Raw genomic sequence first — 17,224 nt, forward strand, 5'->3', positions numbered from 1 at the left:
CCGTGATCACGCAGAAGTGCCGGTCGCCGGCCAGATGGTCCTCAAAGCTGCTTTGCCACCGCACTGTCTCGCTGATCATCGTGCCAGTCCGGGGGCGTGACAGTCCCCGAAAGCCAGTCGCGCCGGAGGATCGCATAGCCGATGGAGTCGTGCGGTCTGCCATCTCGGCCCGGCCACGCGTCCCGGTAGTGCGCCTCCTTCACGTAGCCGTTCTTGCGGAAGACCGCTCGCATCGCGTGGTTGTCCTGACGGGTCGTGCCCTCGATCCTGGTGATGTCGGGCAGTTCGGTGAACAGGTAACCGGTCAGCCATGCCACCGCCTGCGTGCCGACGCTCCGTCCTCGCCAGGCCTGTCGTACCCGCACGTCGAACATCGGACCCCCGTCGTCGAGGTCCTGCAACCTGACCAGCCCCGCGCGCTCTCCATCGGCGAGCACCCAGAACGTTCTTGTCTCCTCGTTGTCATATAGGCCCTCGGCGACCCTGCGCTCGACCGCCTCCCGGTCCTGGGTTCCCGAGTGATAGGGCCATTCCTCTTCGGTCAGGAAATCGGCGAGCGATGTCGCGTCGTCGGGCGAAAATCTCAGGAACTCTGTATGGATACGCACCCTTTGATCGTCCCGACCGGCCTTCCGTCGGTCAAACGGGTTTCTGCCAAGGGCGACCTGTCACCGCACGAGGCGGCGCGACGTCGGGTGGGCGACACCCGGCCCACCCGTCAATCGCTTGACGGGTGGGCGGACCACCGTCACCCGACCCGTCGCCCGTCCCAAGATCTGCGCACATTGCCGACCGTCAAGCTCTCGAAGGGCGTGGGAGGTGGACGACGATGTGTTTGCCGCCTGAGGTCGTGGGCTCGACGGTGTGTTGTCCTCCCGCCTCCTCGGTGAGGAGCATCACCATTCTTAGTCCCCGGCCGCCGTCGTCGTGGGACGTGGCCAGCGCGCGGGGCAGGCGCGGGTGGGTGTCGTGGACGGCCACCGTGAGCCAGCGCGCGTCGGCGGCCAGCATGACCGTGGCGGTGGGAGACTCCGAGGCCGCGTGCTCGGCGACGTTCGTCACCAGCTCCGTCACGATGAGGCTCGCGGTGAAGGCGGTCTCCTGGTCGACGCCCCAGGAGGCGAGCGTGCTCACCGTCTCACGCCTGGCCAGGGGCACCTGTTCGATCGTGGAGAGCACCGAAGACATGGCTCACGCGCTCAACGGAAAGCATCCCGATCCCTTCTCCCACCGGCACCGCGCCCTTTCGCGGGCGGGTGTCAGCGTCTGGTGAGAGTGCCTTGCGGGAAACGCCACCCCGTCATTGATCGATGACACCGGGTTATGACAGATTGGCATCGCGAGCGCCGTCGGATTCTCCTACGGTGACGCGCCTGACGGGCTTCGCGAGAAAGGACTCGGGCGCATGGGGGAGCGGCTGTGTCCAGGATGCCGCAGGACGGTGCTGAGCCGCTACAGCCGCGACCCGGTGTGCGCTCCCTGCCTGCGGGCGACCCGTGGCGCGCGGCCCGTCACACCGGCGTGGCTGTGGGACTGCCTGCCGATGCGCGAGGCGCTGGCCTCGGCCGACCTGGCCGCCTTCGTCGCGATCGTCCGCGCGGCGATGGGGCTGAGCCAGCTCGATCTCGCCGGTCTGACGGGCTGGTCGCAGAGCACGGTCACCCGCGTCGAGAGCGGTGAGCGCGACACGATCTACGACATCCGAGAACTCCTCCGCTTCGCGGACGCCGTCGGCATGCCGCGCCACGCTCTCATGCCCCTGATTGCCGGTGATCCGGTGGCAGACGCGGCTGTTGCGGGCATAAATCAGGATATGGAGATGGACCGCCGCCACTTCAACGGAGTTCTCGCAGGTGGTTTCGCAGCGGGCATCGGATGGGCCCCCGTGACCATTCCGACCCGGGTCGAAGCCCCCCACATCAAGCATCTCAACGCCACGATTCAACGTCTTTACTCCGATGACCAGCGAATAGGCGGAGGCATGCTGCTCGCCCCCGCCCTCCACCTACTCGCCAGAGTACGGCGAATGCTCGACGAAGCCGATTTCACCGAATCGATCGGTCGCCGGCTGCTGTCAACGGCCGGTGAGTTGTGCGTGTGCGCCGGTTGGCTCGCCTACGACGTGGATGACCAGAACCTTGCCCGGCAGCTGTACGCCGAGGCCTACATGTACGCGGGCCACGCCGGTGACGAGCGGCTTCGCGTGAACGTCACGTCATATCTGGCGATGCAGGCCATACGACTGGCGCGGACGTACCCGGGTCGGGCGCGTGAGGCACTGCACTCCGTCGCGGTGGGAAGGGAGGCCGCTCGCAGGTGGGCGACCCCTCGGGTGCACGCGCTTCTCGCCGTACGCGAGGCCGTCGCTCACGCCACTCTGGGCGACCAGATCGCGTGTCGCAGGGCCATCGCGACGGCGTGGCGAGAGGTGGAACACGGGACTCATGAGGACGATCCGGCCTGGACCGGTTTCGTGAGCGAGACCACGCTGACCTATTTCGAGGGGCTGACCTCGATGACCCTCGACAAGCCCGTTCGCGCTGTCGACCGCTTCCAGCGTTTGCTGGCCGATTCGGCGATAGGCGACCGGAACCGGCTCTATTACCGTTCCTGTCTGGCCAATGCGCTACTGGCTTCGGGAGCGAAGCAGGAGTCGTTGAACGAGGGGTTGAATCTGCTTTCGCAAATGAGCGGGTCCCGGCGGACGCTGCGAGAGTTGGCGCCGTTGCGGGCGGTGGCGGGGGAGTCATCGGAGTTCGCCGGCCGGTACGACCGCCTCCTCGCGGCCTAGCCTCGGCCCCCGGGTCGTAGCCCTCTATCGGGGGGCGGGGATGTGCGCGTTCCGCAGTGGTTCGCCGGTTCCGTTCTCGGGTGCGGCCCACAGCACCGCGTTGGCCAGGACGCGCCGGACATCCGGGTGGTGGTAGACCGGGTATCCCTGGTCGCCGGGGCTGAAGTAGAAGACGCGGCCGTTGCCCCGGCGGTAGCAGCAGCCGCTACGGAACACCTCGCCACCGCTGAAGGAGCTGATGAACACCAGCTCGTCGGGCTCGGGGATGCCGAACGGCTCGCCGTAGGTCTCGTCCTGGTCGATGACCAGGGGATGGGGAACGTCGCGGGCGATCGGGTGGGCGGGGTTCACCGTCCAGACAAGCTCGCGTTCGCCCGCGTCGCGCCAGTTCACCGTGCACGTGGTTCCCATGAGCGCACGAAAGATCTTCGAGTAGTGCCCGGAGTGCAGCACCAGCAGGCCCATGCCGCCGAGCACGCGCTGCCGTACGCGCTCGACGACCTCGTCCGGCACCTCCTCATGGGCCATGTGCCCCCACCAGGCCAGCACGTCGGTCTCGGACAGGTCCTTCTCCGGCAGGCCGCACTCGGGGTCCCCGAGGACGGACGTGCGCACCTTGACGCGGTCTCCCAGGTGCTCGGCCAGCCCCGCCGCGATGGCGCCGTGGATCCCGTCGGGGTAGCGCCGGCGCACGTCCTCCTCTCGCGGCTCGTGGTAGTTCTCGCCCCAGACGGTGACGTTGACGATCATCCGCGGTGTCTCCTCCTGCCGTACGGCCCCACCATGGATCGGCCGGCGATGCTCAGTTATGTCCTACCTCGCGGGTAGCATCCCTGCGACGATCACGGACTGAGCGGCATCGCGACAACCCCAATGCCAGGTGGACGGAGACGGGAGGGTCGTCAGCCGGCGCCGGGAACGGTGACGTTCTGCTCCTTGAAGTCGTAGCCGGTCTTCGAGGCGTCCTTCTGCAGGCCGTCCATGGACGACTTGCTGGTGTCCAGGTCGGCCTCCGTGGCGGTGCCGCCCTTGAGCTTGTCGGTGAGGCTGGTGAACTTGCTGCTGACGCCCTCCACGGCCTTGCACAGCGTGGGGTTGGCCACCGCGAAGCCCTTGGCGACCTTCAGCTCGTGCAGGGCGAAGACGCCCGCCACGGCCGCCTTCACGAAGGTGCGCTTGCGCTTCTCGGCCCCGGCGTTGAAGCCGCCGCTGCGCAGCGGCTTGTAGATGTACCGGTGGAAGGCCCCGAGAGCGAGGCCCGCGTGCAGAGCGAAGCGGGTCTTGGCGAACGGCTTGGCGTTGCCTCCCGTCGGGCACTCGGCGTTGTACTCGGTGTCGGTGCCCGCCGACGGCTGGGCGCCGGCCGGCGGCGCTTGGGCGGCCGGGCTGGTGGCGACCGCGTTCTCGGGCGTCACGACGGCGGTCTTGTGACCGCCGCAGCCGCCGAGCAGCGCCACCGCGAGAAATGCCGCCGCCGCCGGTACGGCGACGGATCGAGGACTCCGTACAGCCACTTCTTCCCCCCATGGAGCTTCGCGGCGTGACGGCCCGCGCCTCCGGGGGGCATGTTCTCGGAGACCTGACCGCCTGCCAGGCGAACGGCTCGCCGCCGTTCGATGTGATCTTTCCTTCTGTTCCCGTTGTATTCGGATCAACACTTAGCGTGACCATTGCTTTACCTCGCTTTGAAACGAGGCGCGGTCCGCGAGACCCTCGGGGAGGCTATTCGCGGCCGGCGCGGGCGCGGAAGGCGGCGGTCTTGACGCGGTTCTGGCAGGCGGTGGAGCAGAAACGGCGGGTGCCGTTGCGCGAGACGTCGACGTAGACGCGGTCGCAGTGCGGCGCGGTGCACACGCCCAGCCGGTCATGCAGCTCGCTGCCGAGCACGATGGCGAGGCCGGTGGCGCACGACGCGGCCCACTCGTCGGACCGGCTCTCGCCTTTCCCGTGGAAGTGCAGGTGCCAGGGCTCCCCGTCGTGCCGATCGAGGTGGGGGCGCGCCTGGAACCGTTCGAGCAGGCGGTTCACCTGCTCGGCGGCGGTGTCGACGTCGCCCGCCTCGACCGCGGCGAAGACCACGCGCAGCTCGGTGGCGACGGCGGCCAGGTCGCGCGCCTCGGCGTCGGTCGCCTCGCGGGCGCGCCGGCTGCCCGCGCGCAGGGCGGCGGTGACCGCCGCGCGCCGCTCGGGACCCTCGGGGGGGAGGGCGTACGGCCTGCCGCGCGCCTCGCCCGCCGTCAGGGTGTTGATGAGGGACGCCGCGACCGCCACCACGGCGTCGGAGTGGCTGTTGAAGTTCACTTTGACCAGTTACATCCTCGCGTCGGAACTCGCGACCATCAACCTAGCCCAAGACGGTCACGAGAGACCGTGACAAGCGCCGGTCACGGCGGTAGGGCGCCGGGACGTACGGCCGGTCGCGGCAGGGAGTAACTGTCGAACGTGCCTTGACCCGTTACGCGTCGCCCTCTAGGCTTGTCACTATTCAAAGTATAAACAACAGTTACAAGGAGGCTTCCATGCCGGCTCTTTCTCGTGAGGTGGCGCAGGGCTGGATCGCGCGATGGGACCGCCAGCAGGAGGGCTACCTGCCCGACCGGGAGGAGCGGTTCACCGCCCTGATCGACGCCGTGGAGGCCGGCGCCGGACGGCCCGACCCGCTGGTCCTCGACCTCGGCTGCGGGCCCGGCTCGCTCGCCGCCCGCCTGCTCGACCGCCTCCCCGACGCCACGGTCGTCGCGATCGACGCCGATCCGCTGCTCCTGGCCCTCGGGCGCGCGTGCCACGACGGAAGGTCCGGCCTGCGGTTCGAGGACCTCGACCTGCGTGCGGCCGGATGGGCCTCCGGCCTGCGTCTCGACCGCCCGGTGGACGTGGCGGTCAGCACCACCGCGCTTCACTGGCTGTCCGAAGCCGGGCTCCGCACGATGTTCGCCGAGCTGTCCCTCGTGCTGCGTCCCGGGGGGCTGTTCCTCAACGGTGACCACCTCGACGTGGAAGACGTCTCACCGGCGCTGGCGAAGATCGAGCACGCGATCTACGACCGGGCGACCCGGCGGCGCTTCACCGAGGGCATGCCCGAGGACTGGCGCCAGTGGTGGGCGGCGGTCGACGCGGACCCGATCCTGTCCGGCCTCCACGCCGAGCGGGAGCGCAGGGTCGCCGCCGCGCACCACGGCTCCGAGTCGGGGAACCTCTCGACGCACGTCACCGCGCTGCGCGGAGCGGGCTTCGCCGAGATCGGAACGCTCTGGCAGAACGGGAACAACCGGCTCCTGGCCGCCGTCCGCCCCTGACTGACGTGAATCTAACAGGATCGTGTTAGATTCCGGATAAATCCCTTTCGTGCGGGTCGCGGGGCTGCTTAGGGTCGAGTGGTATGACAGAGATCCCCCCATCCACCGAAGCGTTCATCGCGGCCCTGCCCAAGGTCGAACTCCACATCCACCTGATCGGATCCGCGTCGGTGCCCACCGTCCTGGAACTCTCCCGGAGGTATCCGGGCAGCCCGGTGCCCACCGGTGAGGAGGAGCTGCGCGCCTTCTACGAGTTCCGGGACTTCCCCCACTTCGCCCAGATCTACGAGGGCGTCAACGGCCTCGTCCGGGAACCTGAGGACGTCGCCACCCTCGTCACCGGCGCCGCGCGCGACCTCGCCGCCCAGAACGTCAGGTACTTCGAGCTGACGGTCACGCCGTACTCCCACCAGCGGGTGGGCATGTCCAGGCGCGCCATAACCGAGGCCCTGGACGTGGCGGCACGGCAGGCGCTGGAGCACGGCGTGCGGGTCGGCTACATCTTCGACATCCCCGGCGAGTACGGGCTGGAAGGCACCCGGGCGACGCTCGACCACGCGCTGAACGAGCCGCCCGAGGCCCTGGTCGGATTCGGGCTCGCCGGCATCGAGCAGGAGCGTCCCGCGTATCGCGACGCCTTCAGGGACGCTTTCCGGGCGGCCGTGGCGGCGGGCCTGCACAGCGTGCCGCACGGCGGCGAGATGACCGGGCCCGAGACCATCTGGGAGGTCATCGAGGGGCTCGGCGCCGAGCGCATCGGCCACGGCACCAGTTGCGTGGCCGACCCCCGGCTCATGGCCCACCTCCGGGAGACCCAGATCCCGCTGGAGGTGTGCCCGACCTCCAACGTCCGCACCTGCCAGGTGCCGGACATCGCCTCCCACCCGATGCCCCGCATGCTGGAGGAGGGCCTGTTCGTCACCCTCAACAGCGACGACCCGCCCATGTTCGGGACCACCCTCGACCGCGAGTACCGCATCGCGGCCGGGGAGTTCGGCCTCGGACCGGCGGAGCTGGCCACCCTCGCCCGCAACGCCGTGCAGGCGTCCTTCCTGGACGACGACGGCAAGCGCGCGATCACGGCCGAGATCGACGCGCTGGCCGTGCCCCGCTGAGGTCACGGGGGGCCGACGGCGGCCGAGACCGGGCCGATCACGGGGACGCGGGGCGACCGAGGCCGGGAGGGATCTTGGAGGCGGCGGCGCGGTCGAGCAGGAACAGCGTGCGCTGCCGTCCCCGGGCCCCGGCCGCGGGCACCTGCATCGGCCCGGACTCCTGCAGGGCCAGGTGCACGGCCTTCGCCTTCTCCTCGCCCGCCGCGATCACCCACACCTCACGCGCCGCCCTGATCGTGGGCAGCGTCATCGAGATCCGGGTGGGCGGCGGCTTCGGAGCCCCGTGGACGGCCACGACCGGCCGCTCGTCGTACAGGGCGGGCATGCCGGGGAACAGCGACGCGACATGCCCGTCCGGGCCGAGGCCGAGCATCAGGATGTCGAAGGACGGCACGGGCCCGTGGTCCTCGGGCCGCGAGGCCCTGCGGAGCTCGGCGGCGTAGCGGTCGGCCGACTCCTCGGCGGTGACCCCCGCGTCGGGCCCGAGCATGGGATGCACCCGGTCGGGGTCCACGTCGACGTGGTCGAGCAGCGCGCCGCGGGCGCCGGTCTCGTTGCGCTCGGGGTCGCCGGTGGGCAGGAAGCGCTCGTCACCCCACCAGATGTCCAGGCGCGGCCACTCGACCGCGTCGCGCGCCGGGGTGGCCGCCACCTCGGCCAGCGTGGCGGTGCCCATGCCGCCGCCGGTCAGCACCAGGTGCGCCGACCCCTTGGCCGCCTGGGCGTCGGCCAGTCCGGTGATCAGGCGTGCGGCGACGGCCTTGGCCAGCACGTCGGCGTCCCGGTGGACGAGAACCGAGGGAACACTCACGAGAAGAACCGTCCTTCTATAGCGGAGGTGCCCGGCACCCGCCCATGTCCCGAGATTTCGGGGAATGGGGGAGTGCCGGGCCACCAGGGTCAGGCTGTGTGCTGTGTCAGTGCTGTGTCAGTGCTGTGTCAGTGCTGTCAGTGCTGCCGGCCGCGGGGGAGCCGGTTCAGGAGAGGTCGTAATCGGCGACGCCTCTGATCGTCTCCGCGTACACCTCGTCGGGGTCGAGGCGCCGCAGCTCCTCGGCCAGCAGGTCGGAGGTGGGCCGGCGGGCCAGGGCCACCTGCCGGTCGGGCTGGCCGGGCCGTACGAGCGTGGCGGTGCGGGAGTCGTGCCGCTCCACCACCACCTCGCCGTCGTCCAGGCGCAGGCGCACCTTGGTCAGGCCGGGACCCTTGGACTCGGTCACCTTGATCGGCGCTTCCAGCTTCTGCGAGAGCCACACGGCCAGCAGGGCGGCGCTGGGGTGGTCGGGCTCGGCCTCGACGTACCCGTCGAGGATCTTCCCGACCGGCTGGTCGAACGCCGCCGCGAGCAGGCTGCGCCAGGGGGTGATCCTGGTCCAGGCGAGGTCGGTGTCGCCCGGCGTGTACCCGCTGACGCGGCTCCTGATCGCCGCCACCGAGTCGCGGGCGAAACGCGCGTCGGTGACGCGGCGCTGGCCGTAGGCGCCCACCGGGTCCTTCGCCGGGGCCTCGGGGGCGTCACCCGGCCACCACACCACCACGGGGATGTCGGGCAGCAGCAGCGGCGAGAGCACAGAGTCGGCGTGCTCCCTCAGCTCCCCGTACAGGCGCAGCAGGACGACCTCGCCGGTCGTCAGCTCGCCGACGCGGATCTCGGCGTCGAGCCGCGTCGCCTCGTCGCGCTCCCTCGGGATGACCGCGAGGATGCGCGAGGGGTGCTCGCGGGAGGCCTCGGAGGCCGCGCGCACCGCGTCGTACTGCTGGCTTTCGTCGCAGACCACCACAAGGGTCAGCACCATGCCGACCGCCGGCGCGCCCACCTGGTGTCTCAGCCGCGTGAGCTGGGAGGAGATGTCGGAGGCCGTGGTCGACCCCATGAGGAAACTGGTCACAACATCCTCCAGGTGCGCCCGTCGCGGGCCATCAGCTCGTCGGCGGCCTTCGGGCCGCCGGTGCCGGCGGGGTAGCCCTCGGGTCGCTCGTCGCTCTTGGCCCAGAACTCCTCGATCGGGTCGATGACCATCCAGGAGAGCTCGACTTCGCGCTGGTGCGGGAACAGGGGGGGATCGCCGATGAGCACGTCCAGCAGCAGCCGCTCGTAGGCCTCCGGGGATGACTCCAGGAACGCCTCGCCGTAGGCGAAGTCCATGTTGACGTCCCGGACCTCCATGGCCGTGCCGGGCACCTTGGAGCCGAAGCGCACCGTGATGCCCTCGTCAGGCTGGATGCGGATGACCAGGGCGTTCTGGCCGAGGATCTCGGTGTCGGTCTTGCTGAACGGCAGGTGCGGCGCCCGCTGGAACACCACGGCGACCTCGGTCATCCGCCGCCCGAGCCGCTTGCCCGTGCGCAGGTAGAACGGCACGCCCGCCCAGCGCCGGTTGGCGATCTCCAGCTTGATGGCGGCGTAGGTCTCTGTCTTGGAGTCCGGCGGGACGCCGTCCTCCTCCAGGAAGCCCTCGACCGGCACGCCGCCCTGCCAGCCCGCGGTGTACTGGCCGCGGGCGGTGGCGAGGCGGAGGTCCTCCGGCAGGGTGAGGGCCTCAAGGACCTTCTCCTTCTCCCTGCGCAGCGCCGCCGCGCCGAAGGCCGTGGGGTCCTCCATCGCGACGAGCGCCAGGAGCTGGAGCAGGTGGTTCTGGATCACGTCCCTGGCCGCGCCGATGCCGTCGTAGTAACCTGCCCGGCCGCCGACGCCGATGTCCTCGGCCATCGTGATCTGCACGTGGTCGACGTACCCGCGGTTCCAGATCGGCTCGAACAGGGTGTTGGCGAACCGCAGGGCCAGGATGTTCTGGACGGTCTCCTTGCCCAGGTAGTGGTCGATGCGGAACACCGAGTCGGGCTTGAAGGCCGAGTCGACGACGCGGTTGAGCTCGCGCGCGCTCTTGAGGTCGTGCCCGAACGGCTTCTCGATCACCACGCGGCGCCAGGAGCCCTCCGGCGGCTTGGTGAGCCCGGTGCGCTTGAGCTGCTCGACGATGACCGGGAAGGCCTTCGGCGGGGTCGAGAGGTAGAAGGCGTAGTTGCCGCCCGTCCCCCGGGTCTCGTCGATCTCCTTGAGCGCCATGATCAGCGCGTCGAAGGCGCCGTCGTCGTCGAAGGAGCCGGGGACGAAGTGGAGGCCCTCGCAGATCTGCTTCCAGACCTCCTCCCGGAAGGGAGTGCGGGCGTGCTCCTTGACGGCGTCATGAGTGATCTTCGCGAAGTCCTGGTGCGCCCAGTCGCGACGGGCGAACCCGACCAGCGAGAAGCCGGGGGGCAGGAGCCCCCGGTTGCCCAGGTCGTAGATCGCGGGAAGGAGCTTGCGCCTGGCGAGGTCGCCGGTCACGCCGAAGATGACCAGCACGCACGGGCCGGCCACTCTCGGAAGCCGCTTGTCGCGGGGGTCGCGCAGCGGGTTCTCCTCCATCACTTCCATCGTGGTCGCGGTGCTCGCGACCGCCTGGGCGGCGGCGAGCGAGTCGTCGGGGGAGACCTTCTCGGGCTGACCTCCGGCGTGGACCGCGAGCTCGACCTCGCGGGGGGACGGCACGGCCGGGCCGCCCGCCGGAACGGGCGAACCCGCCGTGCCGCCGGGCGCCGCCGGGTTCTCGCCGGCCGAGCCCGGCTGCTCGCTGTCGTTCATCAAACCTCCCGTGCGGCGGAGAGCAGGTGCCTGACACCGGCCTCGCGATCGGTCAGGTGCAGGCGTACGGTCGGCCGCCCGCGCTTGCTCAGCGCGTCCAGGTCGCCGAGCGCCTGGGCGAGCTCCAGCCTTCCGAGGGTGTACGGCTTGCCGGGCACTTCGAGGTCGTTCTCGACCGCGCCCGTGATCTGCAGGAACACGCCGTTCTGCGGCCCGCCCTTGTGGTACTGCCCGGTCGAGTGCAGGAAGCGGGGTCCCCAGCCGAAGGTGACCGGCCGGTCCGTCCTGATCGACAGCAGCACCTGGAGGCTGGCGGGGTCGTGCGCGGCCCAGATGTCGGTGATCGCCTCGAACGAGGCGTCCTGCGGGACCGGGACGTCGAACGCGGCCTCGCGGTCGAGGAACGCCATGATCGCGAGGTACCCGCGGTCGGGAATGTCCTCCAGCAGCGCGGTCAGCACGCCGGAGAGGTCCTTGACGTGCTCGGGCAGCTCGCCGTAGACCTCCACCGGGCCGTCGACCAGCGCCGGGGTGCCGGTCGGCAGCGGGCCGTCGCCGGCCTCCCGCAGGATGCGGGCGGTGTTCTCCTTGGACTCGGCCACGTTCGGCTGGTCGAAGGGGTTGATGCCGAGCAGCCGCCCGGCGATCGCCGTGGCGTACTCCCACACCAGGAACTGCGCGCCGAGCGGCCCGTCGACCTGGATGGCGGCCTCGGTGTCGACGCCCGCGACGATCTCGTCCTCGGCGTCCGTCGGGTCGGCGCCGACGACGGGAAGGACGCCCTTGCCCTGTTTGCCGGTGGACTCGGCGACCAGCTGCTCGATCCAGTCGGGCAGGCCGTTGATCTGCGAGAGGCTGTCGTCGAGCACGAGCTTGTCGCGCCCGGCGACGGCGCCGAGCGCCGCGCCCAGCTCTAGGCCGGGGTTGCCGTCGTTCTCGCCGAGCAGCGGGCGCACCTCGGCGGCCTGGTCGAGCAGGCGGGCGACATCGGCCCCGGCCAGCGCGCTCGGCACCAGCCCGAACGCGGTGAGCGCGCTGTAGCGGCCCCCGACGGTCGGGTCGGCCAGGATGACGGTGTATCCGGACTCGATCGCGGTCTGCTCCAGCGGTGAGCCCGGGTCGGTGACCACGACGATGCGGTCGGCCGGGTCGATGCCGGCGTCGCGGAACGCCTGCTCGTAGATGCGCCGGTGGCTGTCGGTCTCGATGGTGGAGCCGCTCTTGCTGGACACCACCACGATGGTCTGGTCGAGCCGGTCGGCGAGCGCCCGCCGCACCTGGCCGGGGTCGGTGGTGTCGAGGACGGTCAGCGGCACGTCGGAGGTGGCGCAGATGACCTCGGGGGCCAGCGAGGACCCGCCCATCCCCGCGAGCACGACGTGCTCAAGGTTCTCGGCGCGGGCGCGCTCGACCAGCTTGGCGATCTCGGGCAGCAGCTCGCGCGAGTTGGTGGGGAGGTCCAGCCAGCCGAGCCGCGACCTCGCCTCGGCCTCGGCCTCGGGTCCCCACAGGGTGGGGTCGCCGTTGGACAGCGCCTGCGGCACGCCCTCCTCGACGAGTTTCCGTACGGCCTCGGAGGCCTCCGCGGCTACCGCCTCGTCACCGAACGTTACGGACATATCCATCCTTAGAGTTTTCTCCTCGCGAGGGCGTGGCGGGCGGGCGCCCGCGCGCCGGGCATCGCGCACGCCCGGGTCGGCCGGCCTGGGTGACCGTCCGGCCGGGCCGCCTGGGGCCCGGCCGGCTTACCTGGGAACCAACAACGTCCGCCGACGTTCAGCCGGCCTTCTTCAGCTCGGTCTCAAGGGTCGCGAGCAGCTCGTCCCATGAGGCGACGAACTTCTCCACGCCTTCCTCCTCCAGCGCCTTGACCACGTCGTCGTAGTCGATGCCGGCCTGCTTGAGAGCGGCCATGGTGTTCCACGCCTGCTCGTAGTAGGGCCGGACGGCGTCGCCGTTGATGTTGCCATGGTCGGCGACCGCGTCGAGGGTCTTCTCGGGCATCGTGTTGACCGTGCCCGCCGTGACGAGCTGGTCGACGTACATGGTGTCGGGGTAGTCGGGGTTCTTGACCCCGGTGGAGGCCCACAGCGGGCGCTGGGCGCGGGCCCCGGCGCCCTTGAGCGCCTGCCAGCGCGGGGTGTTGACGACCTCTTCGTACGCGGCGAACGCGAGGCGGGCGTTGGCGACCGCGGCCTTGCCCTTGAGCTCCAGCGCCTCGGGGGTGCCGATCTTGTCGAGCCGCTTGTCGATCTCGGTGTCGAACCGGCTGACGAAGAACGACGCCACGGACTCGATCTTGGACAGGTCGAGGCCGTTGGCCTGCGCGCGCTCCAGGCCGGAAAGCCAGGCGTCCATGACCGCGCGGTAGCGCTCCAGCGAGAAGATCAGCGTGACGTTGACGCTGATGCCCTCGGAGAGCGCCTGCGTGATCGCGGGCAGCCCGTCGAGGGTCGCCGGGATCTTGATGAACACGTTGGGCCGGTCGACCAGCCACCACAGCGCCCTGGCCTCGGCGACGGTCTTCTCGGCGCTGTCGTTGGCCAGGCGCGGGTCCACCTCGATGGACACGCGGCCGTCGACGCCGCCGGTGGCGTCGAACACCGGGCGCAGCACGTCGGCGGCCCAGCGGATGTCGAAGGTCGTGATCGCCCTGACCGCCTCGCCCACGTCCACGCCGCGGGCCGAGAGGTCGCGCAGCTGCGCGTCGTAGGCGTCGCCCTTGGACAGGGCGGAGGCGAAGATCGTCGGGTTGGAGGTGACGCCCACGACGTACTTGCCGCGGATCAGGGATTCGAGGTTCCCGGTGCGCAGGCGCTCGCGGCTGATGTCGTCGAGCCAGATCGACACGCCCTGGTCGCTCAGGCGCTTCAGGTTTTCGCTCATGAGTAAGGTCCCCTAGTTTCCGGTCGTCTGGCCCTTGTCGGCCCCGGTCTTGGCGAGGCTGCCCTTGGCCGCGGCGGCCACACGCTCGGCGGTCAGGCCGAACTGCTCGTACAGCGTCTTGTAAGGCGCGGAGGCGCCGAAGTGCTCAAGGCTCACGACCTCGCCCTCCTCACCTACGAACTGCAGCCAGCCCAGGGCGATTCCCGCTTCCACGGCCACGCGGGCGCGGACCGCCGGAGGAAGGATCATCTGCTTGTAGGCGTCGTCCTGGGCGTTGAACCACTCGACGCACGGCATGGAGACCACGCGGGCCGGGATGCCCTCGTCCTCCAGCAGCTTGCGCGCCCCGACGGCGAGCTCGACCTCGCTGCCGGTGCCGATGAGGATCACCTCCGGCTGTCCGTTGGAGGCCTCCTCAAGGATGTAGGCGCCCTTGGCGACCTTTTCGAAGTCGGCCGTGCCCTCGAACACCGGGACGTTCTGCCGGGTCAGCGCCAGCGCCGCCGGGCGGTCGGTGTGCTCCAGGATGGTCTTCCACGCGGCCGAGGTCTCGTTGGCGTCGGCGGGGCGCACGACGTCGAGGCCGGGGATCGCGCGCAGCGCCCAGAGGTGCTCGACCGGCTGGTGCGTCGGGCCGTCCTCGCCGAGGCCGATGGAGTCGTGCGTCCACACGTAGGTGACCGGCAGGCCCATCAGGGCCGCCAGGCGCACGGCGGGGCGCATGTAGTCGCTGAAGACCAGGAACGTGCCGCCGTACGGGCGCGTGCCGTCGTGCAGGGCGATGCCGTTGAGGATCGAGCCCATACCGTGCTCGCGGATGCCGAAGTGCAGCGTGCGGCCGTACCGGTTGCCCGGGAACGCCTTGGTCTGGTGCTCCTCGGGGATGAAGGACGGCTCGCCCTCCATCGTAGTGTTGTTCGACTCGGCCAGGTCGGCGGAGCCGCCCCACAGCTCCGGCAGCACCGGCGCCAGCGCGTTCAGCACCTCGCCCGAGGCCTTGCGGGTCGCGACCGACGTGCCGGCCTTGAAGGACGGCAGGGCCTCGTCCCAGCCGGCGGGGAGCTTGCGCGCGCTCATGCGGTCGAACAGGGCGACCCGGTCGGGGTTGGCGGCGCGCCACTCCTCGAACCGCTCGTTCCACTCGGCGCGCAGGGCGCGACCGCGCCCCACGACCTCGCGGGCGTGGCCGAGGACCTCCTCGGGCACGTCGAAGCTCTTGGCCGGGTCGAGGCCGAGGACCTCCTTGGTGGCGGCCACCTCGTCGGCGCCCAGGGCCGAGCCGTGGATCTTGCCGGTGTTCTTCTTGTTCGGCGCGGGCCAGCCGATGATCGTGCGGAGCTTGATCAGCGTCGGCCGCTCGGTCTCCTCCACCGCGGCCCGGTAGGCGCGGTAGAGCTCCTGCACGTTCTCGACGTACTCGCCGGTCTCGGTCCAGTCGACGCTGATCACGTGCCAGCCGTAGGCCTCGTACCGCGCGGCGACGTCCTCCGACAGCGCGATGGCGGTGTCGTCCTCGATCGAGATGTGGTTGGAGTCGTAGATGACGTTGAGGTTGCCCAGCTTCTGGTGGCCCGCGATGGCGCTCACCTCGTGGCTGATGCCCTCCTCGATGTCGCCGTCGGAGGCGATGACCCAGATCTGGTGGTCGAACGGGCTGGCGCCCTGATCGGCGTCGGGGTCGAACAGGCCCCGCTCGCGCCGCTGGGCCATGGCCATGCCGACCGCGTTGCCGATGCCCTGGCCGAGCGGGCCGGTGGTGGTCTCGACGCCGATCGTGTGGCCGTGCTCGGGATGAGCCGGGGTCAGGCTGCCCCACTGCCGCAGCGACTCGATGTCGTTCAGCGTCAGGCCGTACCCGGACAGGAACAACTGGATGTAGAGGGTGAGGCTGGAGTGCCCGGCGGAAAGGACGAAACGGTCACGGCCGGTCCAGGCCGGATCGGAGGGGTCATGCCGCAGGACCCGCTGGAACAGCAGGTACGCCGCGGGCGCCAGGCTCATCGCGGTGCCGGGGTGGCCCGAGCCCGCCTTCTCCACCGCGTCCATGGCGAGGGCGCGTACGACGTCGACCGCGCGCCGATCGAGGTCGCTCCACTCAAGGTCTGGCACCAGTTCGCTGCTCAACTGCTCGATCTCCTATTGGTTAATGGCGCCGGCTTGGCTCGCCCGGTCTGGTATTGCTCCCCACACCGGACCTTAACGGGTCGATCCCCTCACCGTAGATGCATAGTGCGTCTAACAGGTGACCGGGGAAAGTGGCGCCCGCGTCGTTAGAACCCTGCCCCCCGCGATCCGTCTGGAACGCGATCCGCGCCACAGACCGCGACCCATCTCACAGGGTGTCGGATGAGCCGCTCACCAGGGCTGATCGACACCCGGTCAGGGGCACCCGCTCACGCGGCATTCGCCCCCGATGCCGGGACCGGCGACCCCCCGCACTACAGTGAGTCCTCAGCGCTGGCTCATGCCCGCATTCACGGATCCGTTCCAATCAGAGGTTACGCGTTGACCCCGCACCCGCTGGAAGCGCCTTGACGGTGCTGACGACCAAGCAATCGACGGTCCCGCTCGCAGGTGAGCGCCGATCACCGCTCGCCACCGTGCGGGCGTACGTCGCGCTGACCAAGCCGCGGATCATCGAGCTGCTCCTGATCACGACCCTCCCGGTCATGTTCCTCGCCGCCCGGGGTCTTCCGCCCCTGTGGACGGCGGTCGCCACCCTGGTCTTCGGCACGCTGTCGGCGGGCAGCGCCAACGCCCTCAACTGTTACATCGACCGGGACATCGACGCCACCATGCGGCGCACCCGCCGCCGCCCGCTGGCCATGGCCGAGGTCTCGCCGGGGAACGCGCTGATCTTCGGCGTCGTGCTCGGCGTCCTGTCGACCCTCGGGCTCGGCCTGACCGTGAACTGGGTGGCCGCGGGCCTCTCGCTGGCCGCGATCCTGTTCTACGTCTTCGTCTACTCGATGCTGCTCAAGCGCCGGACCTCGCAGAACGTCGTCTGGGGCGGCATCGCGGGGTGCATGCCCGTGCTGATCGGGTGGGCGGGCATCACCGGGCGGGTCGACTGGGCGCCGCTGGTCCTGTTCGGCGTGGTCTTCTTCTGGACGCCCCCGCACACCTGGACCCTCGCCATGCGCTACCGCGAGGACTACGCCGCCGCCAAGGTCCCGATGCTGCCCGTGGTCGCCGGCGAGCGCCGGGTCGTCCAGGAGAGCATCGCCTACACCTGGGCGACCGTGATCTGCTCCCTGCTGCTCTGGCCGGTCGCCGGCACCACGCCGTTCTACGCGGCCGTGGCCGCCGCCCTCGGGGTCATGTGCCTGTGGGAGGTCTACCGCCTGCTGGCCCGCGTCAACGCCGGCAAGACGGGCGTCGCCCTGCGTCCCATGCGCTTCTTCCACTGGTCCAACGCCTACCTGGCCCTGCTCTTCCTGGCCGTGGCGGTCGACTCCCTGCTCTGAGGCGCCGCCTTGCGTCCCCCGCGCGCCCGTACATCGGCCGATGT

The 17,224-nt window shown here is 70.3% G+C and carries 15 protein-coding genes; 4 read left to right on the forward strand and 11 right to left on the reverse strand.

The window, feature by feature from the left end; genetic code table 11:
- Window positions 1–41: 41 nt before the first annotated feature.
- Both ACGFIV_RS30955 and ACGFIV_RS30960 read right to left on the reverse strand, forming a co-directional pair.
- Window positions 42–608 carry a GNAT family N-acetyltransferase gene (locus tag ACGFIV_RS30955; RefSeq protein WP_392838392.1) on the reverse strand — a complete coding sequence of 189 codons (567 nt, stop codon included), beginning with the start codon at window positions 606–608 and terminating at the stop codon, window positions 42–44.
- A gap of 187 nt (window positions 609–795) precedes the next feature.
- Window positions 796–1,188 carry an ATP-binding protein gene (locus ACGFIV_RS30960; RefSeq protein WP_392838393.1) on the reverse strand — a complete coding sequence of 131 codons (393 nt, stop codon included), beginning with the start codon at window positions 1,186–1,188 and terminating at the stop codon, window positions 796–798.
- 253 nt (window positions 1,189–1,441) lie between these two features.
- Here ACGFIV_RS30960 and ACGFIV_RS30965 point away from each other — a divergent pair, with 253 nt between their 5' ends.
- Window positions 1,442–2,791 (forward strand): helix-turn-helix domain-containing protein, encoded by a 1,350-nt coding sequence (locus ACGFIV_RS30965; RefSeq protein ID WP_392838394.1) that lies wholly within the window; start codon window positions 1,442–1,444, stop codon window positions 2,789–2,791.
- Window positions 2,792–2,815: 24 nt separating this feature from the next.
- On the opposite strand, the gene ACGFIV_RS30970 is transcribed toward ACGFIV_RS30965, so the two are convergent.
- From ACGFIV_RS30970 to ACGFIV_RS30980, 3 genes are all read right to left on the reverse strand, one after another.
- Window positions 2,816–3,541 (reverse strand): ThuA domain-containing protein, encoded by a 726-nt coding sequence (locus ACGFIV_RS30970; RefSeq protein ID WP_392838395.1) that lies wholly within the window; start codon window positions 3,539–3,541, stop codon window positions 2,816–2,818.
- 152 nt (window positions 3,542–3,693) lie between these two features.
- Complete coding sequence (locus tag ACGFIV_RS30975; protein ID WP_358561177.1) at window positions 3,694–4,305, reverse strand: hypothetical protein; 612 nt, start codon at window positions 4,303–4,305, stop codon at window positions 3,694–3,696.
- A 208-nt stretch (window positions 4,306–4,513) separates the two neighbouring features.
- On the reverse strand, window positions 4,514–5,092 hold the full coding sequence (locus ACGFIV_RS30980; RefSeq protein ID WP_392838396.1) for a CGNR zinc finger domain-containing protein: 579 nt from the start codon (window positions 5,090–5,092) through the stop codon (window positions 4,514–4,516).
- A 218-nt stretch (window positions 5,093–5,310) separates the two neighbouring features.
- Here ACGFIV_RS30980 and ACGFIV_RS30985 point away from each other — a divergent pair, with 218 nt between their 5' ends.
- Together ACGFIV_RS30985 and add are read left to right on the forward strand one after the other, a co-directional pair.
- Entirely contained in the window at window positions 5,311–6,087 is a 777-nt protein-coding gene (locus tag ACGFIV_RS30985) for a class I SAM-dependent methyltransferase (RefSeq protein ID WP_392838397.1), read from the forward strand.
- An 83-nt stretch (window positions 6,088–6,170) separates the two neighbouring features.
- Entirely contained in the window at window positions 6,171–7,202 is a 1,032-nt protein-coding gene (add, locus tag ACGFIV_RS30990) for an adenosine deaminase (RefSeq protein ID WP_392838398.1), read from the forward strand.
- Between the two features lie 37 nt (window positions 7,203–7,239).
- Here the strand turns inward: add and pgl are convergent, their stop codons facing one another.
- From pgl to tkt, 6 genes are all read right to left on the reverse strand, one after another.
- Complete coding sequence (pgl, locus tag ACGFIV_RS30995) at window positions 7,240–8,013, reverse strand: 6-phosphogluconolactonase (RefSeq protein WP_392838399.1); 774 nt, start codon at window positions 8,011–8,013, stop codon at window positions 7,240–7,242.
- Window positions 8,014–8,179: 166 nt separating this feature from the next.
- Window positions 8,180–9,076, reverse strand: coding sequence for a glucose-6-phosphate dehydrogenase assembly protein OpcA (locus tag ACGFIV_RS31000; protein ID WP_392838410.1), 897 nt, complete (start codon window positions 9,074–9,076; stop codon window positions 8,180–8,182).
- Window positions 9,077–9,087: 11 nt separating this feature from the next.
- Entirely contained in the window at window positions 9,088–10,620 is a 1,533-nt protein-coding gene (zwf, locus tag ACGFIV_RS31005; protein ID WP_358557921.1) for a glucose-6-phosphate dehydrogenase, read from the reverse strand.
- 206 nt (window positions 10,621–10,826) lie between these two features.
- Window positions 10,827–12,452, reverse strand: coding sequence for a glucose-6-phosphate isomerase (locus ACGFIV_RS31010; RefSeq protein WP_358557907.1), 1,626 nt, complete (start codon window positions 12,450–12,452; stop codon window positions 10,827–10,829).
- Between the two features lie 151 nt (window positions 12,453–12,603).
- On the reverse strand, window positions 12,604–13,713 hold the full coding sequence (gene tal / locus ACGFIV_RS31015) for a transaldolase (protein ID WP_358557905.1): 1,110 nt from the start codon (window positions 13,711–13,713) through the stop codon (window positions 12,604–12,606).
- A gap of 12 nt (window positions 13,714–13,725) precedes the next feature.
- The gene (tkt, locus tag ACGFIV_RS31020) at window positions 13,726–15,759 is read right to left on the reverse strand and encodes a transketolase (protein ID WP_358557918.1); all 2,034 of its coding nucleotides are present in this window, start codon (window positions 15,757–15,759) and stop codon (window positions 13,726–13,728) included.
- 485 nt (window positions 15,760–16,244) lie between these two features.
- Between tkt and ACGFIV_RS31025 the strand changes: the two genes are divergently transcribed.
- The gene (locus tag ACGFIV_RS31025) at window positions 16,245–17,180 is read left to right on the forward strand and encodes a heme o synthase (protein WP_392838400.1); all 936 of its coding nucleotides are present in this window, start codon (window positions 16,245–16,247) and stop codon (window positions 17,178–17,180) included.
- The last annotated feature ends 44 nt before the right edge of the window (window positions 17,181–17,224 follow it).

Source organism: Sphaerisporangium sp. NPDC049003 (assembly GCF_043197795.1).
Classification (GTDB): Bacteria; Actinomycetota; Actinomycetes; order Streptosporangiales; family Streptosporangiaceae; genus Sphaerisporangium.